The 23,268-nt window shown below is 43.4% G+C and carries 23 protein-coding genes, 2 tRNA genes and 1 rRNA gene; all 26 read right to left on the bottom strand.

Annotation, left to right across the window (positions count from 1 at the left end; genetic code table 11):
- Positions 1 to 135 precede the first annotated feature (135 nt).
- Positions 136 to 1,533, bottom strand: a complete 1,398-nt coding sequence (cysS, locus tag T487_RS0112780) for a cysteine--tRNA ligase (protein WP_031577516.1) — start codon at positions 1,531 to 1,533, stop codon at positions 136 to 138.
- A 34-nt stretch (positions 1,534 to 1,567) separates the two neighbouring features.
- Positions 1,568 to 3,025 carry a YbaK/EbsC family protein gene (locus T487_RS0112775; protein ID WP_031577515.1) on the bottom strand — a complete coding sequence of 486 codons (1,458 nt, stop codon included), beginning with the start codon at positions 3,023 to 3,025 and terminating at the stop codon, positions 1,568 to 1,570.
- 125 nt (positions 3,026 to 3,150) lie between these two features.
- Complete coding sequence (locus T487_RS0112770) at positions 3,151 to 3,480, bottom strand: Lin0368 family putative glycerol transporter subunit (RefSeq protein WP_031577514.1); 330 nt, start codon at positions 3,478 to 3,480, stop codon at positions 3,151 to 3,153.
- Positions 3,481 to 3,499: 19 nt separating this feature from the next.
- A complete protein-coding gene (locus T487_RS0112765) occupies positions 3,500 to 3,859 on the bottom strand; it encodes a Lin0368 family putative glycerol transporter subunit (RefSeq protein ID WP_031577513.1) in 360 nt (119 codons plus the stop codon).
- 42 nt (positions 3,860 to 3,901) lie between these two features.
- Positions 3,902 to 4,300 carry a dihydroxyacetone kinase phosphoryl donor subunit DhaM gene (gene dhaM, locus T487_RS0112760; protein WP_031577512.1) on the bottom strand — a complete coding sequence of 133 codons (399 nt, stop codon included), beginning with the start codon at positions 4,298 to 4,300 and terminating at the stop codon, positions 3,902 to 3,904.
- Between the two features lie 140 nt (positions 4,301 to 4,440).
- Positions 4,441 to 5,931, bottom strand: coding sequence for a glycerol kinase GlpK (gene glpK, locus T487_RS0112755; protein WP_031577511.1), 1,491 nt, complete (start codon positions 5,929 to 5,931; stop codon positions 4,441 to 4,443).
- A 72-nt stretch (positions 5,932 to 6,003) separates the two neighbouring features.
- A complete protein-coding gene (locus T487_RS0112750) occupies positions 6,004 to 6,582 on the bottom strand; it encodes a glycerol-3-phosphate responsive antiterminator (protein WP_031577510.1) in 579 nt (192 codons plus the stop codon).
- Positions 6,583 to 6,821: 239 nt separating this feature from the next.
- Positions 6,822 to 7,520 carry a 2-C-methyl-D-erythritol 4-phosphate cytidylyltransferase gene (gene ispD / locus T487_RS0112745; RefSeq protein ID WP_031577509.1) on the bottom strand — a complete coding sequence of 233 codons (699 nt, stop codon included), beginning with the start codon at positions 7,518 to 7,520 and terminating at the stop codon, positions 6,822 to 6,824.
- Between the two features lies 1 nt (position 7,521).
- Positions 7,522 to 8,619 (bottom strand): PIN/TRAM domain-containing protein, encoded by a 1,098-nt coding sequence (locus T487_RS0112740; protein ID WP_031577508.1) that lies wholly within the window; start codon positions 8,617 to 8,619, stop codon positions 7,522 to 7,524.
- Between the two features lie 109 nt (positions 8,620 to 8,728).
- Positions 8,729 to 10,090, bottom strand: a complete 1,362-nt coding sequence (gene radA, locus T487_RS0112735; RefSeq protein WP_031577507.1) for a DNA repair protein RadA — start codon at positions 10,088 to 10,090, stop codon at positions 8,729 to 8,731.
- Between the two features lie 139 nt (positions 10,091 to 10,229).
- Positions 10,230 to 12,755: an ATP-dependent Clp protease ATP-binding subunit gene (locus tag T487_RS0112730; protein WP_074542676.1), complete on the bottom strand. Its 2,526-nt coding sequence runs from the start codon at positions 12,753 to 12,755 to the stop codon at positions 10,230 to 10,232.
- Positions 12,756 to 12,778: 23 nt separating this feature from the next.
- Positions 12,779 to 13,777 (bottom strand): protein arginine kinase, encoded by a 999-nt coding sequence (locus T487_RS0112725; RefSeq protein WP_036909513.1) that lies wholly within the window; start codon positions 13,775 to 13,777, stop codon positions 12,779 to 12,781.
- Positions 13,767 to 14,138: a UvrB/UvrC motif-containing protein gene (locus T487_RS15560; RefSeq protein WP_162178261.1), complete on the bottom strand. Its 372-nt coding sequence runs from the start codon at positions 14,136 to 14,138 to the stop codon at positions 13,767 to 13,769. The genes T487_RS0112725 and T487_RS15560 overlap by 11 nt, the downstream gene beginning before the upstream one ends.
- Before the next feature lie 230 nt (positions 14,139 to 14,368).
- Entirely contained in the window at positions 14,369 to 15,292 is a 924-nt protein-coding gene (locus T487_RS0112715) for a PSP1 domain-containing protein (protein WP_031577502.1), read from the bottom strand.
- Between the two features lie 7 nt (positions 15,293 to 15,299).
- A complete protein-coding gene (locus T487_RS16065; protein WP_051651717.1) occupies positions 15,300 to 16,331 on the bottom strand; it encodes an AAA family ATPase in 1,032 nt (343 codons plus the stop codon).
- A gap of 20 nt (positions 16,332 to 16,351) precedes the next feature.
- Positions 16,352 to 16,681 carry a cyclic-di-AMP receptor gene (locus tag T487_RS0112705; RefSeq protein ID WP_031577500.1) on the bottom strand — a complete coding sequence of 110 codons (330 nt, stop codon included), beginning with the start codon at positions 16,679 to 16,681 and terminating at the stop codon, positions 16,352 to 16,354.
- A gap of 62 nt (positions 16,682 to 16,743) precedes the next feature.
- Positions 16,744 to 17,418: a dTMP kinase gene (locus T487_RS0112700; RefSeq protein ID WP_031577499.1), complete on the bottom strand. Its 675-nt coding sequence runs from the start codon at positions 17,416 to 17,418 to the stop codon at positions 16,744 to 16,746.
- Between the two features lie 90 nt (positions 17,419 to 17,508).
- Positions 17,509 to 17,994, bottom strand: a complete 486-nt coding sequence (locus T487_RS0112695) for a hypothetical protein (RefSeq protein WP_031577498.1) — start codon at positions 17,992 to 17,994, stop codon at positions 17,509 to 17,511.
- Positions 17,995 to 18,288: 294 nt separating this feature from the next.
- Positions 18,289 to 19,485 carry a MalY/PatB family protein gene (locus T487_RS0112690; RefSeq protein ID WP_031577497.1) on the bottom strand — a complete coding sequence of 399 codons (1,197 nt, stop codon included), beginning with the start codon at positions 19,483 to 19,485 and terminating at the stop codon, positions 18,289 to 18,291.
- An 86-nt stretch (positions 19,486 to 19,571) separates the two neighbouring features.
- Positions 19,572 to 20,834, bottom strand: a complete 1,263-nt coding sequence (locus tag T487_RS0112685; RefSeq protein WP_031577496.1) for a sensor domain-containing diguanylate cyclase — start codon at positions 20,832 to 20,834, stop codon at positions 19,572 to 19,574.
- Between the two features lie 171 nt (positions 20,835 to 21,005).
- Complete coding sequence (locus T487_RS0112680) at positions 21,006 to 21,914, bottom strand: AraC family transcriptional regulator (RefSeq protein WP_031577495.1); 909 nt, start codon at positions 21,912 to 21,914, stop codon at positions 21,006 to 21,008.
- A 73-nt stretch (positions 21,915 to 21,987) separates the two neighbouring features.
- On the bottom strand, positions 21,988 to 22,401 hold the full coding sequence (locus tag T487_RS0112675; RefSeq protein WP_031577493.1) for a hypothetical protein: 414 nt from the start codon (positions 22,399 to 22,401) through the stop codon (positions 21,988 to 21,990).
- A complete protein-coding gene (locus tag T487_RS0112670; protein ID WP_031577492.1) occupies positions 22,391 to 22,600 on the bottom strand; it encodes a helix-turn-helix transcriptional regulator in 210 nt (69 codons plus the stop codon). Before T487_RS0112670 ends, T487_RS0112675 begins: the two co-directional genes overlap by 11 nt.
- Before the next feature lie 140 nt (positions 22,601 to 22,740).
- Positions 22,741 to 22,814: transfer RNA gene (locus T487_RS0112665), tRNA-Cys, on the bottom strand.
- Position 22,815: 1 nt separating this feature from the next.
- Positions 22,816 to 22,891: transfer RNA gene (locus tag T487_RS0112660), tRNA-Phe, on the bottom strand.
- 85 nt (positions 22,892 to 22,976) lie between these two features.
- Positions 22,977 to 23,268: ribosomal RNA gene (locus T487_RS0112655) — 23S ribosomal RNA — on the bottom strand; the annotation flags it as partial.

Raw genomic sequence — 23,268 nt, 5'->3', positions numbered from 1 at the left:
ATATTGTGCGATTATTAAACACGAACCGTTATATCGTACTAAAATTGCACAATATCTAATGGTTTTCACCTTGCTTTTGTCAAAAAATGGAGTCCTGACATTTTTGTCACGACCCCATGGATTGAAACTAATCTGTTAACTCTTCCTGCTCCATCTTACACCTGAAGGTGTGTCTTCCAAAATGATCCCTTCCGCCGCCAAGTCATTTCGGATTTTGTCAGCCGTTGCAAAATCACGATTCCTACGGGCTTCATTTCTTTTTTCAATGAGAGCTTCAATCTCTTCTTCCAAGGTGCCACCCACAGAATTCTGAAGGATTCCCAGTGGTGAGCCTAGATCTCTTAAAAGCTCCATAGCAAAGGTGATCAGGGCTTTTGAGGAGTTTTCGTTAATCTTAATATTAACATCCCGTATCAGTTCAAAAATCACGGAGATGGCGTCTGCTGTGTTGAAGTCATCATCCATCTTTTCCACAAATCTCTCCTTATACGCAAGAAGAGAAGATTTCACCATTTCATCCTCAGGCTGTACTTCTTCTGATGCAGTGCTGAGATAGCCATTCAGCCTTGTGAGTGCATTGTACATCCTCTCAAGGCTTGCTTTTGCGGAATCCAAAAGCTCGATGGTGAAGTTGATCTGCGTTCGGTAATGCCCAGATATCATAAAGAGTCTGACTACTTCTGAATCATATTTCTCCAGAATCTCACGGGCGGTGAAGAAATTATTGAGCGATTTGCTCATCTTCCGGTTGTCCACATTAATAAAAGCCCCATGCAGCCAATACTTGGCAAAGGTTTTTCCGGAACGGCCTTCACTCTGTGCAATCTCATTCTCATGGTGAGGGAAGACCAGATCAGTGCCCCCTGCATGTATATCAATGGTTTCCCCAAGAAGGTTCAGCGCCATGCAAGAGCACTCAATGTGCCAGCCTGGTCTCCCAAATCCCCAAGGGCTTTTCCAGGATGGTTCATAAGGTTTCACTTTCTTCCACAGAGCAAAATCCATAGGATCTTTTTTCCGTTCATCCACCTCAACTCTGGAACCCGATTGGAGATCGTCCAGGTTCTGCCCTGACAGTTTTCCATAGCCCGCAAAGCTCTTGGTGGAGTAATATACATCTCCGTCCACTTCATAAGCCAATCCTTTTTCAATGAGCTCAGAGATAAACGCAATCATTTCATCAATATACTCCGTTGCTCTAGGATTCACAGTGGCACGTTTGATCTTAAGCTTATCAGCATCCTGGTAATATTCCATGATGTATCGGTCGCCAAGCTCTTTCACCGTGGTATCTGTATCCTGTGCTTTTTTAATCATCTTGTCATCAATATCGGTAAAATTCTGCACAAAGTTCACTTCGTAACCTTTATATTCCAGATACTTTCTGATGGTATCAAAGATGATGAAGGTTCTTGCATTACCGATATGGAACAGATTATAAACGGTGGGTCCGCAGACATACATCCTGACCTTTCCTTCTTCCAGCGGTATAAATTCTTCCTTTTGTCTTGTAAGGGTATTATAAACCTTCATGACCTTCCTCCTGTATTTCTTACTTTATTATCCACTATTCTATCACTTCATTGTTCCTAATTTCCACTAGATTCTGAAGTCCCTTCTCAAGAAGATCTCCATTTCTATTTTTCACATCAAAAGTTCCATCTTTCGACACCAGAATTCTGTAGGGTATTCCAAGAAGGTCATAATCGCTGAATTTACTGCCCAGCCTGTCTTTTCTGAAATCTTTCAGAACACGGACACCCCATAATTTCAGTTCTTCATACATTTCTTCCGCTTTCTCTCTTGGTTTCTCCACTCTAGGATCAACAATCGTGATGACCAGTGAAAAAGGAGCCTGAATTTTGGATAGAGCGAACCCCTTGTCATCTTTTGACTCCTCCAGCAGAGCATAGTTCATACGGTCCAAATTCAAGCATAGACTGGTGAGAGGTTCATAGCTGTATCCACCCTCTTTGCTTTGTACTCTGATCTTTTCATCATGAACCTTAACACTACCCAACAACCACCCTTTGAATGATTCTTCACTCTCAGACAAAGTATAAAAGTACCCGGAGAAATCTCTCCCATAATATACCCCTTGGATGTGATGATCCGTTTTATTTGCACCAGTAATATACGCTTTCCCTTTGCGCACGGAGTGATCAATGAGTATTTTATCCACTTTAAGTCCAATAGGTCCCGCAAATCCAGCTTCTGCTCCAGTTTGATCAAGAACCTTCTCCTTAGAAAGCGGCTTCAGTTTATCCTCTTCCAGAGATAACACGTGACCAACCTTCTTAAGATCCACCTCGTTGTTTCCTTCCGTAAGGACTGCATATACCTGATCTCCATCCGTGAAGAGCATGGTTTTCAGAATATCTGTCATCTGACACTGAAAAAACTGAACCAGGTCTTCCACGGTTTTCACTCCTGGGGTTTCAACGGTTCGCTTCTCCACTTCATCGATGTCAGGCTTTGACATATTTTCACTCTCCACAAATTCCGGTGAAACATAAACTCGAGGCCCCTCCTCATGTTCATAGTAAAACATGTCGCCCTCAACTCTAAATGGAATATCAAGAAGTGATAATACTTCCTTTCCTCTTTGCATGCCTTCTGTTTTCCCTTCTCCAAGAACACTGGCAAGAAGAACTCTCTGATGCCTGTTCTTCCAGATTGACGCATAATGTCCCTCCTGAAGCTGCACATTCTCCTTGGTCATCATCCGGTAAGGAAGATCCTTGTAGGATGTCACCCGGTCTGAAGCATACTGGTGTGCCGCATCTATGAGCCCCTTTATATTTCCGGTCCCCGAAGAATAATACTCTGCAAAGCCTTCTCTTTTTAGTACACTTTCAATCTTCTCCTGAAAAACACTCTCTTCTACTAGTCCAAAAGGTGTCTTATACAGCACTTCCTTGACTCGAAACTGCATTCCAGCTCTCTCCATAAGGTAGGCAAGATCCTTTCCATCCTTGGTGCTGTCTTCCTTTTTTGTGCGTATGTTCATCTGTTCAAAATCCATATTTTTTCCTCATTTCAAATGCTTCTTACCTTATTATAGCGAAAGAGCTGCTTTCTGAGAACCTTTCCGCTGAAAATGAAAGAGGATGCACAGTGTGCATCCTCAATAATAGGCTACTAAAATTTCTATAGGAAGCTTGAAAGAACGAATCCACCGATGATACCACCAAGGATACCCGCAAGGATTGTGCTTCCGTTGATCTTCTTGCCAGCAAACACGTCTGCAAAGAATAAACCTGTACCTGCTGCCCAAGCCATATCGATCCAAGCTGTACCTGACTGATATACCATTCCAAGACCATGGTTCAGTGCCCACATGGTTCCAACGATAAATGCAGCTGCCATCCAGCCACCGATTGGGCCAAAGGCTTCAACCAGTTTTCCCCACATCATGGAGATCAGGAATGGGAACATAAATCCGCCTACAATTGTTGTAATGATGTTACCTAGTTCCATTATTTATACCTCCTATCCCTTACTTCGCTTTGTTGAATGCGTTAATAGCCAAACCAGCTAATAAAGCACCGACTGTGAGAAGACCGATGGTTGGCAGAGAGCTAACCAGTCTGCCTAAGTCAAACGTGTTTTCTCCAGTACCGAATACGTCTCTCATAATACCAACCCAAGCAATACCCCAAGCCATATCAACAAATGCATGGTCTCCAGGATTGTCTACAAGTCCGATATAGTGGTTCAGGAACCACATTGGTCCGATGATTGCTACAGCTGCAAACCAGCCACCAAGATTTCCGTAAGCTCCTGCCCAGTCGCCCCAAATGCTCATAACGAACATACCAGCAATGGCAAAACCTACTGTGCTCTTTACAAATTTCATAGTATATCTCCTCTCATTTTGTGTTTTTTTAGTTGTAGCCAACTAAAATTTGCTTAATTTGGTCAGTTGGACTTCCTCGAGGACAGCATCCACATCATCACTGACCATGGACTGCACACCCGCCACAAAGGCACCTTCAACGATAGGGGCATCTACCAGAATGCACTTTTCCTTGAGATCTTCATCCACAAGATCCAATGCAATTTCTGAGCTCATGATTGAACTTCCGATATCTGTAAATATCAATATACGATTGCATCCAGACAGTTCATTGATGGCATCCACAATCTTGTCGGCACTGGTCCCTAGTCGTCCATCGGTGGTACCACCACAGGAGATTATAGGCACCTCGTCCTTCGTCATTTCTACCACCAGGTCTTTAATTCCATCGGTGATTTTTTCACTATGGGAAACTAAAATAAGACCTATCATATTCTTCATGCTCCTTCCTTACCCGCTGCTTATATGGCATTTATACGCCATGACAGTATTTCTATGGTTCTTTCGTCGAGTTCATTATTCAATCTCACTATGCCGTATCCGGCATAGTGAGAAGATTAATGTCAGTTGTTACTTTTTGTCTATTTGTTTTCCCAATCCAGAGATCTGCCAACTGCTTTCTGCCATCCAGCATATAAAGCATCACGGTCTTCTCCAGCCATCTTAGGATTGTATTCTCCATCAACAGCCCACTTGGTCTTCACTTCATCTTCGTTAGCCCAGAATCCAACAGCAAGACCTGCAAGATATGCAGCACCAAGAGCTGTGGTTTCAGCGATCACTGGACGAAGAACGGATCTGTCAAGAATGTCAGCCTGGAACTGCATCAGGAAGTTGTTTACAGAAGCTCCGCCGTCAACCTTCAGATTCTGAAGTTCGATGCCAGCATCTTTTTCCATAGCAACCAGAACATCCTTTGTCTGATAAGCAATTGCTTCCAGAGCTGCTCTGATGATGTGATATCTGTTTGCTCCTCTTGTCAGGCCAAGGATTGCTCCTCTAGCATACTGATCCCAATGTGGTGCACCAAGTCCAACGAATGCTGGAACTACGTATACGCCTGCATTGTCCTTCACCTTTGTAGCGAAGTATTCGGAGTCCTTTGAATCGTAGATGAGTTTCAGTTCGTCTCTGATCCACTGGATTACAGCGCCACCAACGAAGATGGAACCTTCAAGAGCATACTGAACCTTGTCATGGGATGTAGCAGCGATGGTTGTAACCAGTCCGTTGTTGGACAGTTTCATTTCTTCACCGATGTTTACAAGCAGGAAGCATCCTGTTCCATATGTGTTCTTCGCTTCACCAGGCAAGAAACAGGTCTGGCCATAAAGAGCAGCCTGCTGGTCACCAGCGATACCGGAAATTGGAACCATAACTCCATTGATATTTGTTTCGCCATAAACTTCAGAAGACTTCTTAACTTCTGGAAGCATGGATGCTGGAATGTTCAGTTCAGCCAGAAGCTTCTCGTCCCACTTCAGTTCTTTGATATTATAAACCATAGTTCTGGATGCGTTTGTGTAGTCTGTAGCATGAACTCTACCTTCTGTAAGTTTCCAGAGCAGCCATGTATCCACTGTTCCGAAAAGAAGATCTCCAGCCTCAGCCTTTTCACGAGCACCTTCTACGTTGTCAAGGATCCACTTGATCTTTGTTCCTGAGAAGTAAGCATCGATCTGAAGACCGGTGTTTTCTCTTACGTAGTCAGCCATTCCTTCTTTAGCTCTCAGTTCATCGCAGATGTTGGATGTTCTTCTACACTGCCACACGATGGCATTGTATACAGGAACTCCTGTGTTCTTGTCCCAAACCACAGTTGTTTCTCTCTGGTTTGTGATACCGATGGCCGCAACTTCATCAGCTCGGATACCAGCCTGAGCCATAGCTTCATTCAGGACACCATACTGTGAGGACCAGATTTCCATTGGATTATGTTCTACCCAGCCCTGCTTAGGATAAATCTGGGTAAATTCCTTCTGAGCAACGCCAACGATATTCTGCTCTTTGTCGAAGATGATGGTTCTGGAACTGGTGGTTCCTTGGTCAAGTGCGATAACGTACTTTTTCATTTTGTACCCCCCTGGTATTTTTTATTTTTGTATATATAAAAAGCTACAAACTTAATAAGCTTGTAGCTTTCTCTATAACTCTACTACAAATTTCCACAAACTCTTATTAGTTGTTGAAATTGCTGATGCTCCCGAACTGAGAGCTGTATATGTGTCATTCTGATCTTCTATGAGGCCACCTGCAATGATGGGAATCTCCGTAAAATTAGAAATCTTTTTAATGATTTTGGGAATGACCCCGGGAAGAATTTCAAATGCATCTGCATAGGCATACTCCATATGTTTCTTCGCTTTTTCCATTGCCATGGAATCCAGCATGAAGAACCTCTGCACCGTAATGAGTCCCATCTCATTTCCAGCCTTGATGACATTTGACTTGGTGGATATGATTCCATCCGCCTCTGTAAAGTCCCGAATGTACTTAGCAGAAATCTCTTTCGTATCCAGACCTTCAATGAGATCCATATGAACAAAGACAAGCTTTCCACAAAGTTTTGCTTTCTTGACAATATTCGGCAAATTAATGATATCCCCAAAAAGGATGAAGATAATTTGAATTTCTGACTGACATGCATCTTCCAGGCCGTGGACATCTTTTGCGGCCGCTATGACGGGATACTTTTTCAGTATCTGCTTCAACTCACTCCGCATAAGTTCCTCCAACCTTCTGAGACGTTCTAAGCTTGTAGAACAGCTCATGTAACCCTTTACGGATATTTTAACACTAATCGCGAAAGAAGTCGAATAGATTTTCTGTAATATCGTTAACATTTTATGAATAAATTAACACAACCCTCATTTTATTGGCAGTATGATACGACCAAAACAATTGAACGCCAATGAAGAACACCATATACTTGCGTATATGGTGCACCTCTTAAAAATATTATTTATTTACAGTTTTCTATCGCTCTGTTAGTAAGAATCGCTTCTGCAAGGAGAAGATCTTCAGGTGTTGTGACCTTCAGGTTCTCATAGGATCCCTCATAAAGATAAACGGAACCAAAAAAAGCCTCATAAACCGCAGTATCATCTGTCACTTGTTTCTCAATCTCTTGGATTCTTTCATGACCTGAGAGGATCTCTTTTGTGAAAAAACACTGAGGCGTCTGAATCAGCCTGTATTTTTCACGCTCCAGAGTCCCTGTGGAAAAACCATCACACCCTACAGACTTCACGGTATCTTTCAGCGCCACAGAACAAGCTGCTGCCCTATGTCTTCTAGTATAGGTTATTCCATCCTCAATAATTCTTCTGGAAACCAACGGTCTTACACCGTCATGAATGAGTACAACAGATTCGGGATCCAGTTCGTAGGCCTTTTTCAGACCATTTTGCACAGAAGAGAATCTCTCCTCTCCCGCTTCGACGATATAAAGAGGTTTCACTGGGGTATATCCCAGCCCCTTGAAATACTCGATGAAATCCCTGCCAAGAACAAGCACCAGAGCATCCACAGTCTCCACTTCATCAAATGCCATCAGCGTTTGCAGAAGAATCGGCACACCATGGACTGGCAGAAACTGCTTTGGCACTTCTGACCCCATTCGGAGACCTTTTCCTCCAGATACAATCAGCCCTATGACCATCCTAGTCCACCTTGGGCTTTGCAAAAATCATTCGCCCTGCAGCCGTCTGAAGAACTGAAGTGACAATTACAAAGAGTGTCTCCCCAACATACTTCTTCCCGTCTTCCACAACAATCATGGTCCCGTCATCCAGATAACCAATGCCCTGGTTCTGCTCTTTACCAACCTTTGAGATGAGAAGACTCATCTCCTCTCCCGGAAGGAGCATTGGTTTTACAGCATTTGCCAGCTCATTGATATTCAGCACCGGAACCCTCTGGAATTCGGCCACTTTATTGAGATTATAGTCATTTGTGACCACCTGGCCTTTGATTTCTGTAGCAAGTTTCAGAAGCTTTGAATCCACTTCCTGAATGTCCTTGTAGTCTTTCTCCCAGATCTCCACTTCAATGTCCAGCTCATTCTGTATTTTATTCAGAATATCCAGACCTCTGCGGCCTCTGTTTCTTTTGAGAGAATCAGAGGAATCCGCAATGTGTCTCAGCTCCTCCAGCACATAAAATGGAATGATGAGCTTTCCTTCCACAAATCCAGTCTTACAGATATCATAGATTCTGCCGTCAATGATGACAGAAGTATCCAGCACTTTTGGTGTACCCGTCAGCACCTGCTTTTCCACCTTCTCTTTTGGTGTATGTCCCTTTACCCTGAGACCACTGAAGAAATTCAGTATTTCCTCTTTTTTCTTGAGGGCAATATTTGCACCCAGCATCGCTGCCGCAATGTTGAGAAGCACCGTCACAAGTCCCCCCAATCCCGGCCAGGCATTGGCGATGGGCATGGTGAGGAAAAAAGTGATCACAAGGAAAATAATGGCACCTACCGCTCCAAAAAGAATCTCTGTGACAGACATCCCGGAGAGGTTTTTTTCGATGATCTTGTTGGTCTTAATCAGCAGTTTGTAAATGGAAGATGATAATAAGAAAAAAATAAGTGCGAATAAAAGAATGGTTACTGCAAAAAGACCGATGGTGAAAGGAAGACCTTTCGTAAAACTCAAATTATCCAGATATGGAATGAGTAATATCCCTGTAGCTATTGCATAGCCTAACACAGCTCCCACTAACGTAACAATTCCTCTTACTAAATTTCTAATCACATCTGCACCTCCTTCAAAATAATATGTTCCATCATGAAAATCCCACTGGAACCAAATGGATAGTTTCATTATAATCATTTTTTCTTAACTTTTACACAAAAAAACAATCTTAGAATATTTTATTCACAGCTTCTTTCAAAGTGTCCACAGGGATCAGATGAATGTTCTTCATTTTGATCTTTTCCATGTTCCGGGAAGGAATCATAAAATACTCAAATCCCATTTTTACCCCTTCACCAATAAGCCTTTCCACATGATTTACTGGACGGATCTCTCCCGTCAGTCCTATCTCCCCTATGGCCATGAGCCTGTCGTATTTGATATCACGTCCTTTGGCGCTGGAAACCAGTGATAGTGCAAGTCCCAGATCCTGAGAAGTTCCCTCCACACTGAGTCCGCCCACCACATTGACATATACATCACTGGCATAAAATGGAATCTTCAGCTTCTTCTCCAGCACCGCAAGGATCATGTTCAGTCTTGGAATTTCAATTCCCAGTGCGGACCTTCTTGGCATCACAGCCTTGGTTTCCGCCACAAGTGACTGTACCTGGACAAGAAGAGGCCTTGTGCCTTCCATGATTCCGATGACCATGGATCCTTCTTTAGCTCCTCTGTGATCCTCCAAAAAAATCCGCGAAGGATCATACACCTCCACAAGACCTTCCGCAGCCATCTCAAATACGCCTATTTCAGACGTGGTGCCGAAACGGTTCTTCATGGTACGGAGAACTCTTATTTCTTCTGTTCTTTCTCCTTCGAAATATAGAACAGAATCCACCATATGCTCCAGAACCCTCGGGCCCGCAAGCTCTCCCTGCTTGGTCACATGCGCCACAATGAAAAGAGGAATGCCCATGAGCTTTCCGATCCTCATAAGTGAATTGGCACATTCCCGCACCTGGGAAACAGACCCTGGTGCCGATGTCACCTTCTCTGTATATACGGTCTGAATGGAGTCAATGATCACAAAAGCAGGTTTCAGGTCCCTGATGTGCCCTTCAATGACTTCCATGGATGTCTCGGAAACGATAAAAAGCTTCTCAGCAGTGGCTGAAAGCCTGTCTCCCCGAATCTTGATCTGTTCCTCAGATTCCTCTCCTGAAACATAAAGCACTGTTCCATACCGCTTCGCGATTTCATGGGCGCACTGCAGAAGAAGCGTCGATTTTCCAATTCCCGGATCGCCGGAAATCAGCGTCAGTGAACCTTTCACAAGGCCTCCTCCCAGAACCCGGTTCAGCTCTGAAATACCTGTGTCAAAGCGCTCCTTATCTCCAGACAGAATCTGAGTGATGGGTTTGGGTGCACTCTGGCTGGAAATCCCTTCCACCCTAGTCTGCTTTGGAAGCACAGCTTCCTCCTGAAAAGTATTCCACTCAAGGCAGTCCGGACATTTTCCAAGCCATTTTGCGGATAGGGATCCGCAGTTTTGGCATACATATTGTGTTTTTGCTTTTGTCTTTGCCATATTTCTTCCTCACACTAAAAAAATAACCCATAATCAGTCGATCTGTTATCTATCCTGATTATGGGTTCATTCTATCTTATGAAACTTAATACTTCATGAAAGTCCCATGAAAACTCTGAAAAAGATTCTTGAGAACTCATTACTTGTTTTCCGATTCCTCATTCTTTTCTACTTCTTCTTCCATCTCACGGTTGATTCCAGTTCTCTTTTCTACCCGAACCTCCCGAGCTCCTGTTTTCTTGAAGACGAGCTTTCCATCCTCCACATTGACGAGCACCTCGTCGCCCTTCTGGATGATCCCCTTCAGCATTTCCTCTGAAAGTGTATCTTCCAGTTCTTTTGTGATGGCTCTTCTCAGCGGTCTTGCTCCATAGGCTGTATCAAATCCGCTCTTTGTCATAAACGCAGTGGTCTCATCAGAGAATGAAAGATAGATTTCTCTCTCTGCGATCCTCTTGCTTACTTCGTCCAGCATCAGCCTTGTAATCTTGTCCAGATCGTCGCTGGTGAGGCTGTGGAAGACAATAATGTCATCGATTCTATTGATAAACTCCGGTCTGAAGGAACGCTTCAGCTCTTCCATGATGTTTTCCTTCATGCGTTCATACTCTTCCGCTGTGGCATCCTGAGCGATACTGAATCCTACTGTCTTCTGCTTCTTGATGGTGGATGCGCCTACATTGGAGGTCATGATGATGATGGTGTTTTTAAAGTTTACTGTTTTGCCTTTTCCATCGGTGAGTCTTCCATCTTCCAGAATCTGCAGCAGCACGTTGAATACATCCGGATGGGCTTTTTCGATTTCATCAAAGAGCACCACGGAATAAGGGTTTCTTCTTACCGCTTCTGTCAGCTGGCCTCCCTCATCATAACCCACATATCCTGGTGGGGATCCGATGAGTCTTGAGACCGTATGCTTTTCCATATACTCTGACATATCTATGCGGATCATGGACTTCTCTGAACCAAACATGGCAACTGCCAGAGCTTTGGAAAGTTCTGTCTTACCCACACCGGTAGGTCCAAGGAAAATAAAGGAACCAATGGGTCTGTTTGGATCTTTCAGCCCTACTCTTGCACGTCTCACGGCTCTTGCAATGGAGCTTACCGCTTCTTCCTGGCCAATAACACGTTCATGAAGGATCTTCTCCAGATTGAGCAGCTTATCTGATTCACTTTCTGTAAGCTTCTTCACAGGCACCTTAGTCCATCTGGATACCACCTGAGCGATATCCTCTTCTCCGACTACCAGGTCAGCACTGCCAATAGCTCCAGTCTTCCACTTGTTCTTGGTGTCTTCCAGGGTCTTTCTCACTTCATTTTCTTTGTCTCTGAGTTTTGCTGCTTTCTCATAGTCCTGCAGAGAAACGGACTCTTCCTTTTCTTTCTTGATGTTCTTCAGCTCTTCCTCGATCTTCTTGATATCAGGCGGTGCTGTGAGGTTTTGGATTCTCACTTTTGCCGCAGCCTCATCCATGAGGTCGATGGCCTTGTCCGGCAGGAATCTGTCGGTGATATAGCGGTCTGAAAGCTCTACCGCAGCGTCCAGAGCTTCATCGGTGATCTTGATTCTATGATGCGCCTCATACTTGTCCCGGAGCCCTTTCAAAATCAGCTTGGCCTCTTCTTTAGTGGGCTCTCCCACATGAACCGGCTGAAATCTTCTTTCTAGTGCACTGTCTTTTTCAAAGTGTTTTCTGTACTCATCGATAGTTGTGGCACCAATGGCCTGGATTTCTCCTCTGGCAAGAGCCGGCTTCAGAATATTTGCCGCATCTATGGCTCCTTCTGCACCTCCTGCACCGATGATGGTATGGATCTCGTCAATGAAGAGAATGACATTTTTAGCACTTTTGATTTCATTGAGGACATTTTTCAGTCTTTCCTCAAACTCACCACGGTACTTTGCACCAGCGAGCATTTGAGAAATATCAAGAGAAACCACTCTCTTGTCCTTCAGAAGCTCTGGAATATTTCCTTTCACAATCCTCTGGGCAAGACCCTCCGCAATGGCCGTCTTACCAACACCCGGGTCTCCGATGAGCACAGGATTGTTTTTGGTTCTTCTGGAAAGTATTTCAAGAATTCTCTCTGTTTCGTCTCCTCTTCCAATGACAGGGTCCAGCTTCCCATCCCTTGCCATTTCCGTCAGGTCCTTGCCGAACTGGTCCAGCGCTTTTGTCTCTGCCCGGTCCTGGCCTCTTGTTTCAGGTTCCTGACTCTGATTTTGATTGCTGAAGCTTTTAACAATCTCGTTCTTCAGCTTTGTGATATCTATGCCCTGACTCTCGATCATAGAGTAGGCAACCCCCTCCTCTTCAGAAAGAATCGCCAGAAGCATATGCTCCGGACTGATGTAGTTCTGCCCTAGGTTTCTTGCTTCTTTAAAGCTGTTGTCCAAAAGACGCTTGGTTCTCGGTGTCAGCGCAAACTGACCTGAACCTGTAAACATCCCATTTCCTGTACCTAAGGTTTCTTCAATCATGGACTGAATCACTTCCTTTGTCAGCCCCGCTTCATGAAGAAGATTGCTTCCTGCGCCTTCGACGCTGGCAATCCCAAATAAAATATGTTCTGTTCCGATATACCCATGCTGCAATCGCTGAGATTCTTTTTGCGCATGCATCAGGGTTGCTTTTGCCCGTTCTGTAAACCGTTCAAACATTCTAAACGCTTCCTCCTCTAACTCTAAAATATACTGCGAATGATTTTCGCTCTGTTGATGTCACGTTCTTTTTCATTGAGCTCAATTCCATATGATTTCTTCATCATACCCGGCTGAGTATTGATGATGAGAGAATCTATAAGCTCCATATCCACCTCTTTCAGCAGCTCAGTCTCTACACCCATACGGACAAGAGACAAGTGATACAGTGCTTCTTTGGATGTCATAAGTCTTGCGTTCATAAGTGTCCCAAGACTCCTGTAAATCTTATCTTCCATTTCCAAAGAGAACTCGTTGAGAAGCTTTCTTTGATGGTCCTGTTCTTCATCCAAAAGCTTGTCAATGGTGTCTGTCAGGTTATAGAGGATATCCTCTTCCTTCACACCCAAAGTCACCTCATTGGAAATCTGATAGATATTCCCTTCCGCCTGGGAACCCTCTCCATAAATACCACGGATGGTCATGCCCATCTGCGCCAGCGCCTGGGACACATATCCTATGCGGTCTGTCAGGGTGAACCCCGGCAGATGAAGCATCACAGATGCTCGCATGGCTGTACCGAGATTTGTAGGACATGCTGTGATATAACCCAGATTATAATCAAAGGCAAAATTCAGTTTCTCACTGAGAAGATCATCAATCTTTGACGCCTTTTCATAAAGTGCGGACAGATTCAGATCTCTGCCCATGACCTGGAGCCTGATATGGTCCTCCTCATTGATCATGAGGCTGACATCTTCTTCTTTATCTATAATATAAGCAGAAATATCACTGTTGTTGATGAGCTTCGCACTGACCAGATGTTTTTCAAAAGCCACCAGAAGCTCTGTTCTGCCAAGTTCCCACATACGATGGGTGCTATAATTTTCTTCCATGGCTTTACTCACATAAAAAGCCTCTTCTACCGCTTTCACCAGCATCCTGGCCCGTTCACTCTCCAGTCTGTGAGGGAAAGGCAACAGCTTCAGATTTCTAGCTAGGCGTACTCTGCTTCTTAACACAAGGGATTCTTTAGGTAGCATCTTCCTCACCTGCCTCAAATATCTTTTTCAGTTCCTGAATCTCATCCCGAACCTTTGCTGCCTCTTCAAAATTCTCTTCCTGTATGAGTTCCTTCAGACGGAGCTTCAGTTCATCCACTTTCCTCCGGCTGACCACTTCCTGGGAAGCATTCTTCGGTATCTTCCCTGTGTGCAGAAGTCCACCCTGAACTCTTTTGATGGTGGGGATCAATGATTTTGAAAAATGCTCGTAACAATAACTGCATCCTAATAACCCACTTCTCTGGAAATCCTGAAAAGTAATATGGCATTTCGGACAGCGGTCTATTTCCATCTTACTGCTCTCCACCATGTCAAACAGAGACCCAAAAAAACTATCCATCGACATGATCCCACCTCCGTTTCATTGTACTATTACTAGTTCGTACAATTAAATTATATCAAATTTAATTCACAAAAGAAAGCATAGAAATCCATCTTTCATATTTCTTCCCCATCATTATTTCATATAGTTATGAACAAATCTTGAAAGCCTACATTCACTTTATCGAATTATCCTTAAAAAAATACAAAAGGCAACACACCTATCACATAGGGCGTTACCTTCCGTCTTTACCGTTCTTTCTTTCTGATTTTCTCTTTTGGAATCTTTGCATTGGCTGTCAGTTCCACATACTCTTCCTCATCTGGTTCCGGCACCACTTCTTCCTTTGGATTTTCATACTCTCCCTTTAGAAGGGTCACCTCTGCGATGGGGAAGCTTTCAATGATTTCCTCATCCTGCAGATTGATTCTGACATTTACAGATTCCTTCACCACATTGTTCCCGATGACATCCCCTTTTCCCTTCGGGGTCTTCACATAAGATCCGACCTTCGGAAGGCGCTGGCGGATTTCCTCATAAGCTTCCTGTTCGTAGCTCAGGCAGCACATGAGTCTGCCGCAGATACCAGAAATCTTTGTTGGATTCAGAGATAGATTCTGTTCTTTAGCCATCTTGATGGATACAGAGTTGAAATCTCCCAGCCAGGTGGAGCAGCAGAGGCTTCTTCCACACATACCGATACCACCAAGCATCTTGGCCTCATCCCTTACTCCGATCTGACGCAGCTCAATTCTCGTTCTGAAGATGGTGGCCAGGTCTTTTACAAGCTCTCTGAAATCTATTCTGCCGTCAGCAGTGAAGTAAAAAATAATTTTTGAACCATCAAATGTATATTCCACGTCCACAAGCTTCATCTGAAGCTTATGGTCCACGATTTTTTTCTCACATACAGAAAAAGCTTCCTTTTCCTTATCCCGATTGCCCAAATGCTTCCTGATGTCCTCTTCTGTTGCCACACGGATGACGGGTTTAAGCGGAGAGAAAATCTCCTTCTCGCTGATTTCCCTGATGCCAACAACACACTGACCAAACTCAATGCCTCTGGCTGTTTCTACAATTACCGCAGAGTCTTTTTCTACGGTATACTGAAGCGGGTCAAAATAATAAATCTTCCCGGCTTTCTTGAACCGCACCCCTATTACTTTTATCATATACTGTTTAAACCTCCGCTAATTTCAAAAGCAAACTGCTTAAGACGGTTTCTTTGTTGATATTGACACCTAATCCAATGTATTTTCTCAGTTCATAGAATACTTCAAGATACTTTTCCAATGTCCTGAAGGTCAGATCCGTGGAGAGAGATTCCACTTCTCCTTTTAAAGAGTCCAGAAGGAGCGCTTCCTCATCCAGGGACTTCTTCTTAAGGATGGCGTTTACTGCATAAATGAAATCATCAAAGACCTGGATCAAGTCCATGTCTTTGAAAGTCTCCAGCGCTGCAAGCACTTCATGATAGCTGGGTGTCCGTATCTTTTTCCGGTCTGAAAGCTTTCTCAGTAAAAGAAAACTCTGACTGAGTCCTTCATCCCGTAATCCAGCCAGAACAATTTCTTCGGCTTTTCCGGGAATTCCTCGAGCACAGGAGATGACTTTCTTTTTCTCTTCTTCTGTGAGCGTAAGACTTCTTCGTGGATCCACCTTTCCACTCTTCCCTGACAGGGAGAGTTTCAGGCTCTCTTCCTCAAATCGTTTCTTCTCCTTTTCATTGAAGGAGGGAATATATTCTGTGAGGAATGCGTCCATCTCCGCATCATCCATAGGAAGCAGCTTATGCAGATGACATCTGGATCTTATGGTTTCTGCCATAAACATCTCATTTTCTGCCAGAAGAAAGAAAAAGACACCGGGCATAGGCTCCTCAATAGTCTTCAGAAGAGCATTCTGAGCTTCCTGTCCAATTCTGTCCGCTTCATAGAAAATGATGACTTTCTTGTATCCCTCATAAGGTTTCAGTGATGCTTCCAGGACAACCTCCCGCACTTGATTTACGGTGATGATGGATTTCTCTGGGCGGACCCTGACAATATCCACCGAATCCCTGTTGCCAAAACCTAGGATTTCTCTGGCCACTGTTTCTGCCAGGAGAGATTTCCCGATTCCATCTGGGCCAGCCAAAATATGGGCATGAGAAAGGGTATCATTTTTAATGGCTTTTAGAAACCTCTCTCTAAGTTTAAAAAATCCAATCAAAATCAATACCCTCCGCTTCTTTAAATCTTGATGAAATTATCCACATCGAGCACAAAAATTGTTGCTCCGCCTACTTCGATATCCACAGGATATGGCACATAGACACCTGTTGTGGTGGATAGAGGTGATGGATTGGTAACCACCTGATGTCTGGTTTTACAGGTTTCTTCGATAACGCCAAGCACCGCATCCACCTTATCCGCTTCTATACCGATCATAAGTGTGGTATTTCCAGATTTGAGAAAACCACCTGTGGTTGCAAGCTTTGTTACTCTATACCCTTTTTCATTTAACAGATCAATGACATCAATGGCATCTTCATCATTGACAATTGCAATAATCAGTTTCATATTGAACACCTCCAATTGTTACATTTCATTATACTATAAATACGTTGAAAATGAAACGCAGACTAGAGCTTGCCCACTGCAGCAAGATAAATATCTCTGAATATATCCTCCTTGCTGCGAAGAACATTCCCCTCCACACAGCTGACCTTTGTCCATCCATACTTATCTGCTACATAATGAGCATTCCGGTAGCTTGTCTCCAGATGCCTGATATCTGCTTCGTGGATGTCTTTCTCGCTTTCACCCGTAATCTTGTTCTTTCTTTCTTTGGTCATTTCCATGGTCACTTCTGGCGGAACATCCAGAAAGAACACCAGATCCGGAATCGGGATTTTATACATCTCAAATTCCAGCTGGTAAAGCCAGGAAAGAAACGCATCTCTCTCTTCCATATCATCAATCTTCGATGCCTGATGAACCATATTGGCTGTGGTGTAGCGGTCTGCGATGACAACCCCTCCGGACTCATAAAAGCTTTTCCATTTGGTTGTATAGGATGCATAGCGGTCTGCAGCAAAAAAACTCGAAGCCACATAAGCAGACACATCTTCCGGATTCTTTCCAAAATCTCCCCGAAGATACATTTTTACCAATGATGAGCTTTCAGACTGGTAATCTGGAAAATCCACTTTCATTACTTTAAGCCCTTTATTGAGGAGGGTCCTGTACAGCTTCTCCGACTGGGTCTGCTTTCCTGAGCCGTCCACACCCTCGATGACAATCAGTTTACCTTTCATTTTCTCTTCCTTCTTCTTTTATATTATTTACTCACGTATTTATTATAGCGGTATCCGCAGAAAGAAGCCATGAAAAAAGACACCATATCGCTATGATGCCTGAAGTCCAGTTTGAATTTTATTCAGCATAGATGGGCTTGGGCTGAAGTAGAAGGACTTGGATCCTCCCTCCGCCTGATACTCACATAAGCAGCCCTTGCGGACAACATTTTTACAGTAGTTTTTGCGGATCATCCCCATAAGATTGGTTTTATGACTTTTCACATGGAGCTTCTTGATTTCATGAAGCTTCACTTTAGCCACCAGTTCGTTCTTCTCACCGGTCATGCGGTGAATGATGAGTTCATCTCCAATGATGCTGTATCTGTAGGTTTCTCTCCCTTTCAAAATCACCGAGTAGCCAGCAAGAAGAAACACCAAAGTCAGAAAAAGATCCAGTATCGTAGAAACCTCACGGTCCCATCCCATTTCACTCACATAATAAGATACAGATAGAAGGGACAGCCCAAATACCATAAGAAGGATCAGGAGCGGTGCAATATTTCTTTCTACCTTTTCGTTGTATATACAACCCATAACTTTATAATTCCTCCAGGCGCTCGTATTCTTAACTCAGTCTTAAGCGCTCAATCACATTAGTTATTATACAGTGTTCTACAATAAAAGCGACCACATCCGGAGGCTGAAATCCCTTGCATATCACGTTATTAGATGGCCAGGTCGTTTCTTATGCTAATGCTCTCATGAATCTTCATTTTGCTCTCATTATCTCTTATTCTCACCCCTACACACGGAAACAGTCAGGATAAAAAAAGACCGGATGGCCGCTCTCTCAGAAGGAATCGGTTTCATCATCCAGTCTTTTCATAATTATATTTTTATAGTGTTCATTGCTTCTGTCATTCTGTCCAATGCTTCCTTCAGCACATGTTTGGGACAGGCAATATTGATTCTCTCAAAGCCCTCCCCTTCTTCTCCAAAAAAGTATCCTTCATCAAGAAATACCAAGGCTTCATTATGAAGAAGCTTCTCCAGCTGATCTTTGGACAGACCAAGGGATCTCAGATCGAGCCACTGAAGATATGTGCCCTCGAGATCGTAGACCTTAACCTGAGGGTGATGTTTTGCCATATGCTCTTTTACCAGAAGGTGGTTCTCATAAATCACCTCAATGACTTCGTCCAGCCAGTCCTCAGATTCATCATAAGCAGCCCTGCAGGCCACATATCCTAGAGCATTCAGATTCATCACCGCTGTCTTGGACATTTCCTCGAGAAATCTCTTCCGATACTCTCCATTGCAAATGATGACATTGGAGGTGTGCATACCGGCAAGATTGAATGTTTTACTAGGGGCGGTCAATGTGATGGTGTTCTCTCTGGTCCAATCACTCAATGAGGCGAAGACTGTATGATGATGCCCGGGCATAATAAGGTCAAAATGGATTTCATCTGAAACCACGAGAATATTGTTCTCTTCACAGATTTCCGCTACTTTTTCCAGCTCTTCTTTTTCCCAGACCCTTCCCACCGGATTATGGGGACTGCAGAAAAGAAGCATGGTATTTCTTGGATCCCGCGCCTTTTCTCTCAGATCCTCATAATCGATTCTATACCTTCCTTCCACATCCTTCAGCGAACTCTTCACAAGGGTTCTGCCATTCTTCTCCACTGCACTGTAGAAGGGGTAGTAGACAGGTGACAGTACAATGACTCCATCCTCTGGTTGGGTAAAAGCCGAAACAGCCATATAAAAGGCACCCACTACACCTGGAGTCCCAACGATGGACTTTTCTCTGATCTCCCAGTTATGGCGGCGCTTCATCCAGGATATTACAGAATCATTGTACTTTTTTGTAGGACCTGTGTACCCTAGAATATGCTCCTCCACATATGTCTTCAAGGCATCCACAATGGCGGGAGGGGTCTTGAACTCCATATCCGCCACAGAAAGAGGAATTATTTTCTTTTCCTCTGCCATTTTATTCCATTTGATCATCTGGTCATACTTGTATGAACCAATATCAAAACGGTTAACCACTGTTTCAAAATCATAACGACGCGTCAAAACAAACACTCCTTTAAACAATAACTTTTTTTTGATTATACCATAGATCTCCGAAAGCATTCTTTATAAGCAAAAGAAGTCCTCACTCAAGAAGACTTCCTGCATTTTCGGCTTTTATAAATCCTTTTATCCTCATACATATATGCATCAGCTTTTTTTAATGCATCAAACAAATCTTCCTGTGGATCATGTGAAATAAAATATCCCAGAGCTATGGTGACGGGATAAGCTTCTTTCCCGTATTCATCCAGAAGCTCTTCCAGTCTTTCCTTCATCTGCTTCAGGATCTCTTCTTCAATCAGAGGAAGGACCACCATGAACTCGTCGCCACCCATCCTGAAAATCAGTGAGTCCGCTGGAAAAACATGTCTGAAAATATCAGAGACCTTCACAAGCAGGCGATCTCCCTCATCATGTCCATAGGTGTCATTCACCAACTTCAGATCATTCATATCCATGGTGATGATTCCCAGTGGATGGTTCTTCTCAGCTTTCACCTCATCTCTCACTTTTTCCAGATAATGTCTGTTGAAAAGCTTTGTCAGCTGGTCTCTGTAGCTGAGAAACTCAATCTCTTGCTGTTTTTTGATGAATATAGATATATCTCTCGCAACACCTGCAATTCCAACAATCTCTCCATTCTCTAGTATAGGAGATGCATTGGTTTCAAAAACGCAGTATGTTCCATCAGCTCTTCTAAAGCGATAATCCGACAAAGACTCATGGTCTTTGCTGTATTGGACCTTCGTCAAAAACTCCAGAAGCAGCTTTTTATCCTCAGGATGAATATAAGATTCTACAGAAGTGCCGATGGACTCCTCTAAAGAATACCCAAGCAGTCCTTCCCAAGCATTGGATAAAAAGGTTAGATTGCCCTTTAAATCCATTTTATAGATAATATCTTTGGTGTTTTCCATAATCTGGCTCAAGAGTCTTTCACGGGCTTCCAGCTTTAGCTGAAGAAGCTTCGATTCTGTGATGTCCATATGAACACCCATGGCAATGAGAGGCATCCTTTCTTTGTCGAATTCCACGATCTGCCCGCTGTCTAGCAGATAGACCCAGTGTCCCATTTTATGCTTCATACGGATTTCCAGATGATATCTGGAGATTTCTCCTCGATGGAGGCGCTGAAACTCTTCTTTGGATCTTTCTACATCCTCAGGATGGGCAAGACTATTCCAGGTGAGGATGCTGACCGGCTGCAGTTCCTCCAGAGTATATCCTACCATCTCTGCCCAGCGCTCATTGATGCTCAGCTCTCCAGTCTGAAGGTTCAGAATCCAGGTAGCCGCATGAATGGCCTTCACAAGTATATTCGTATCAAAGTCCAATGTACTATTTACCATGACCCCTTCTCACCACCTGAAACGCTATAAAAATATTATATCTTTTCTTATCAGCAAATACAAAATAAACATGATAGTCAGTTTATTGTATACATTTGTAAGCCCGCAGAGGAACTCCCCGTTAAAAAAAAGATGAAAAAGCAAGATTTACCTGCTCTTTCATCTCTACTTCTATTTCAGAAGGCTTCTCACCGGCCTTCCTTCTATATAACCTCTGAATCCCTGTGGCTCCAATTGAAACCTTGGTCCATCTTCATCTGCATAAGTAAATCCGTAAAGCTTCGGATCATACTCATTCATCACTTTCCAAAGATCCTCAATGGCTTCCCCAAACTTTTCATCTTCGTAGGGTTCTCCCTGGAAAATCATCATTTTACAGGGAGGAAGAGTTATGACATCAAATCCCTCAGGGACTTCCCCTTGATAGTTCAAAGGGACTTCGACGCCCTGCACATACTGGGAAGTTCCTTCTGCAATGAGGTGTTTTGGCATCCAGAATCCTGCTGGCTCATAAAGCGCTTCGGAGATGGATGACAGTATATCCCACACATCACATCCTACCTCTTCACAATACTCAAAATAATGAGTTGCCTTGATGCCTCTTAGCAGTATCAGCTTTCTTTCAGGTCTTTCCACCACTTGCACAAACACAGTACTGGCTTTTCGTTCTTTCTCCATTTTTAGGTCTCCTTTCTGAATCATCAGGTAGTAGTCACGGATCCTGGTAGGCATAAAGAGCTTTACCGGTTTTTTCTCTTTACTGTACCTTTTGGGAGAGATGCCAAACTCCTTCGAAAATGCTCTGGTGAATCCCTCATGGGTATCAAACACAAAATCAAATGCCACATCCACTACCCTTTCACCACCATCTCGAAGTACCATGGCAGCCTTGCTGAGTCTTAGGGCTCTTACGTATTCAAAGGGTGTCTTTCCGATTAGCTCCTTAAACATCTTCGTAGCATGCCAAGGTGAATACCCAGCCGCATCTGCCAGATTCTTCAGTGTGATTGGTTCATGCAAGTGAGTCTCCACATAGTCCTGCATTTTCTGTACAGCATTGATCTTATCCCATCGTTCCATGACTTCCTCCTTATTAAAAGGATACCTTAATTTACATTTATATTCTTGACCTGGATTGCTATGATTCTTTCTGCTACATCCGCTTTGATATCACACGGAAAACTATGTAATACATAAGAAGCATGATTCCGCCAAAGATTGCAGCTCCAAATGAAAGATAGAAGTCCCCTCTTAATTCTCCCAACAGGATAACTCCTATAACGAGGACTAACGTACCTAAAAAACTATATGTAGAAGCTTCAGCAATAATTTTTCTGTTTCTTTCATCATTCGATAGTCTTTTATCCAATAACTTTAGTTTAGGATTTCGTTTGAATATGATTTTGGTCGATACAGCATGGCCTATCAATAAGCCTACTGCCTTTGCAAAAAATCCCAGTACATTGTTGTCTCCGCCATTGATCACATACACACTTCCCCCAATAAAAAATCCCACTAAACTCCAAAAAAAGATTAGTGTATATTTATAACGTAGTTTACTTTCCATTCTTTTCCTCCTCGTAAATAAAGATTTCTTCAATACTGCAGTTGAACATTTTTGCAATTTTAAAGGCCAATAAGATGGATGGATTGTACTTGCCATTTTCCAGGGAACTGATGGTCTGTCTTGAGACTTCAAGAAGTTCTGCCAGTTCTTCCTGCCGTAATCCCCGTTCTTTTCTCAATTCTTCAAGACGGTTTTTCATATTCTTCTCCTTTGTAAAGCTTCCTTTACATGAATAGTACTATTATTTGTTTTTCATGTCAAGCTTCCTTTACACTATCTATTCTTATTTTTAAACACAAAAAAACTCCTGGACGATTTTCTCATTCAGGAGTTTTTTAATGGAGGCGCCACCCGGATTTGAACCGGGGGTGAAAGTTTTGCAGACTTCTGCCTTACCACTTGGCTATGGCGCCATGGTGGCTTCACTCGGAATCGAACCAAGGACACGTAGATTTTCAGTCTACTGCTCTACCGACTGAGCTATGAAGCCAAAACGCGGAACACAGTACTATTATATACCATATTCTTTGAAAACTACATACAGAGATTGTAAAGAATTTAAGTTGTTCTTTTTTTTGATTAAGCCCTCGATCTATTAGTATGAGTAAGCTGAATACATTACTGCACTTACACCTCTCACCTATCAACCTCGTGTTCTTCAAGGGATCTTACTGACTTACGTCATGGGAAATCTTATCTTAGGGTAGGCTTCACGCTTAGATGCTTTCAGCGTTTATCCTGTCCCAACTTAGCTACCCAGCTATGCTCCTGGCGGAACAACTGGTGCACCAGAGGTTGGTCCATCCCGGTCCTCTCGTACTAAGGACAGCTCCCTTCAAATTTCCTACGCCCGCGACGGATAGGGAC

It is taken from the genome of Proteiniclasticum ruminis DSM 24773, assembly GCF_000701905.1.
GTDB classification, from domain to species: Bacteria; Bacillota; Clostridia; order Clostridiales; family Clostridiaceae; genus Proteiniclasticum; species Proteiniclasticum ruminis.
The sequence above is the reverse complement of the archived record's forward strand: the minus strand, read 5'-3'. Positions and strand labels throughout refer to the sequence as shown.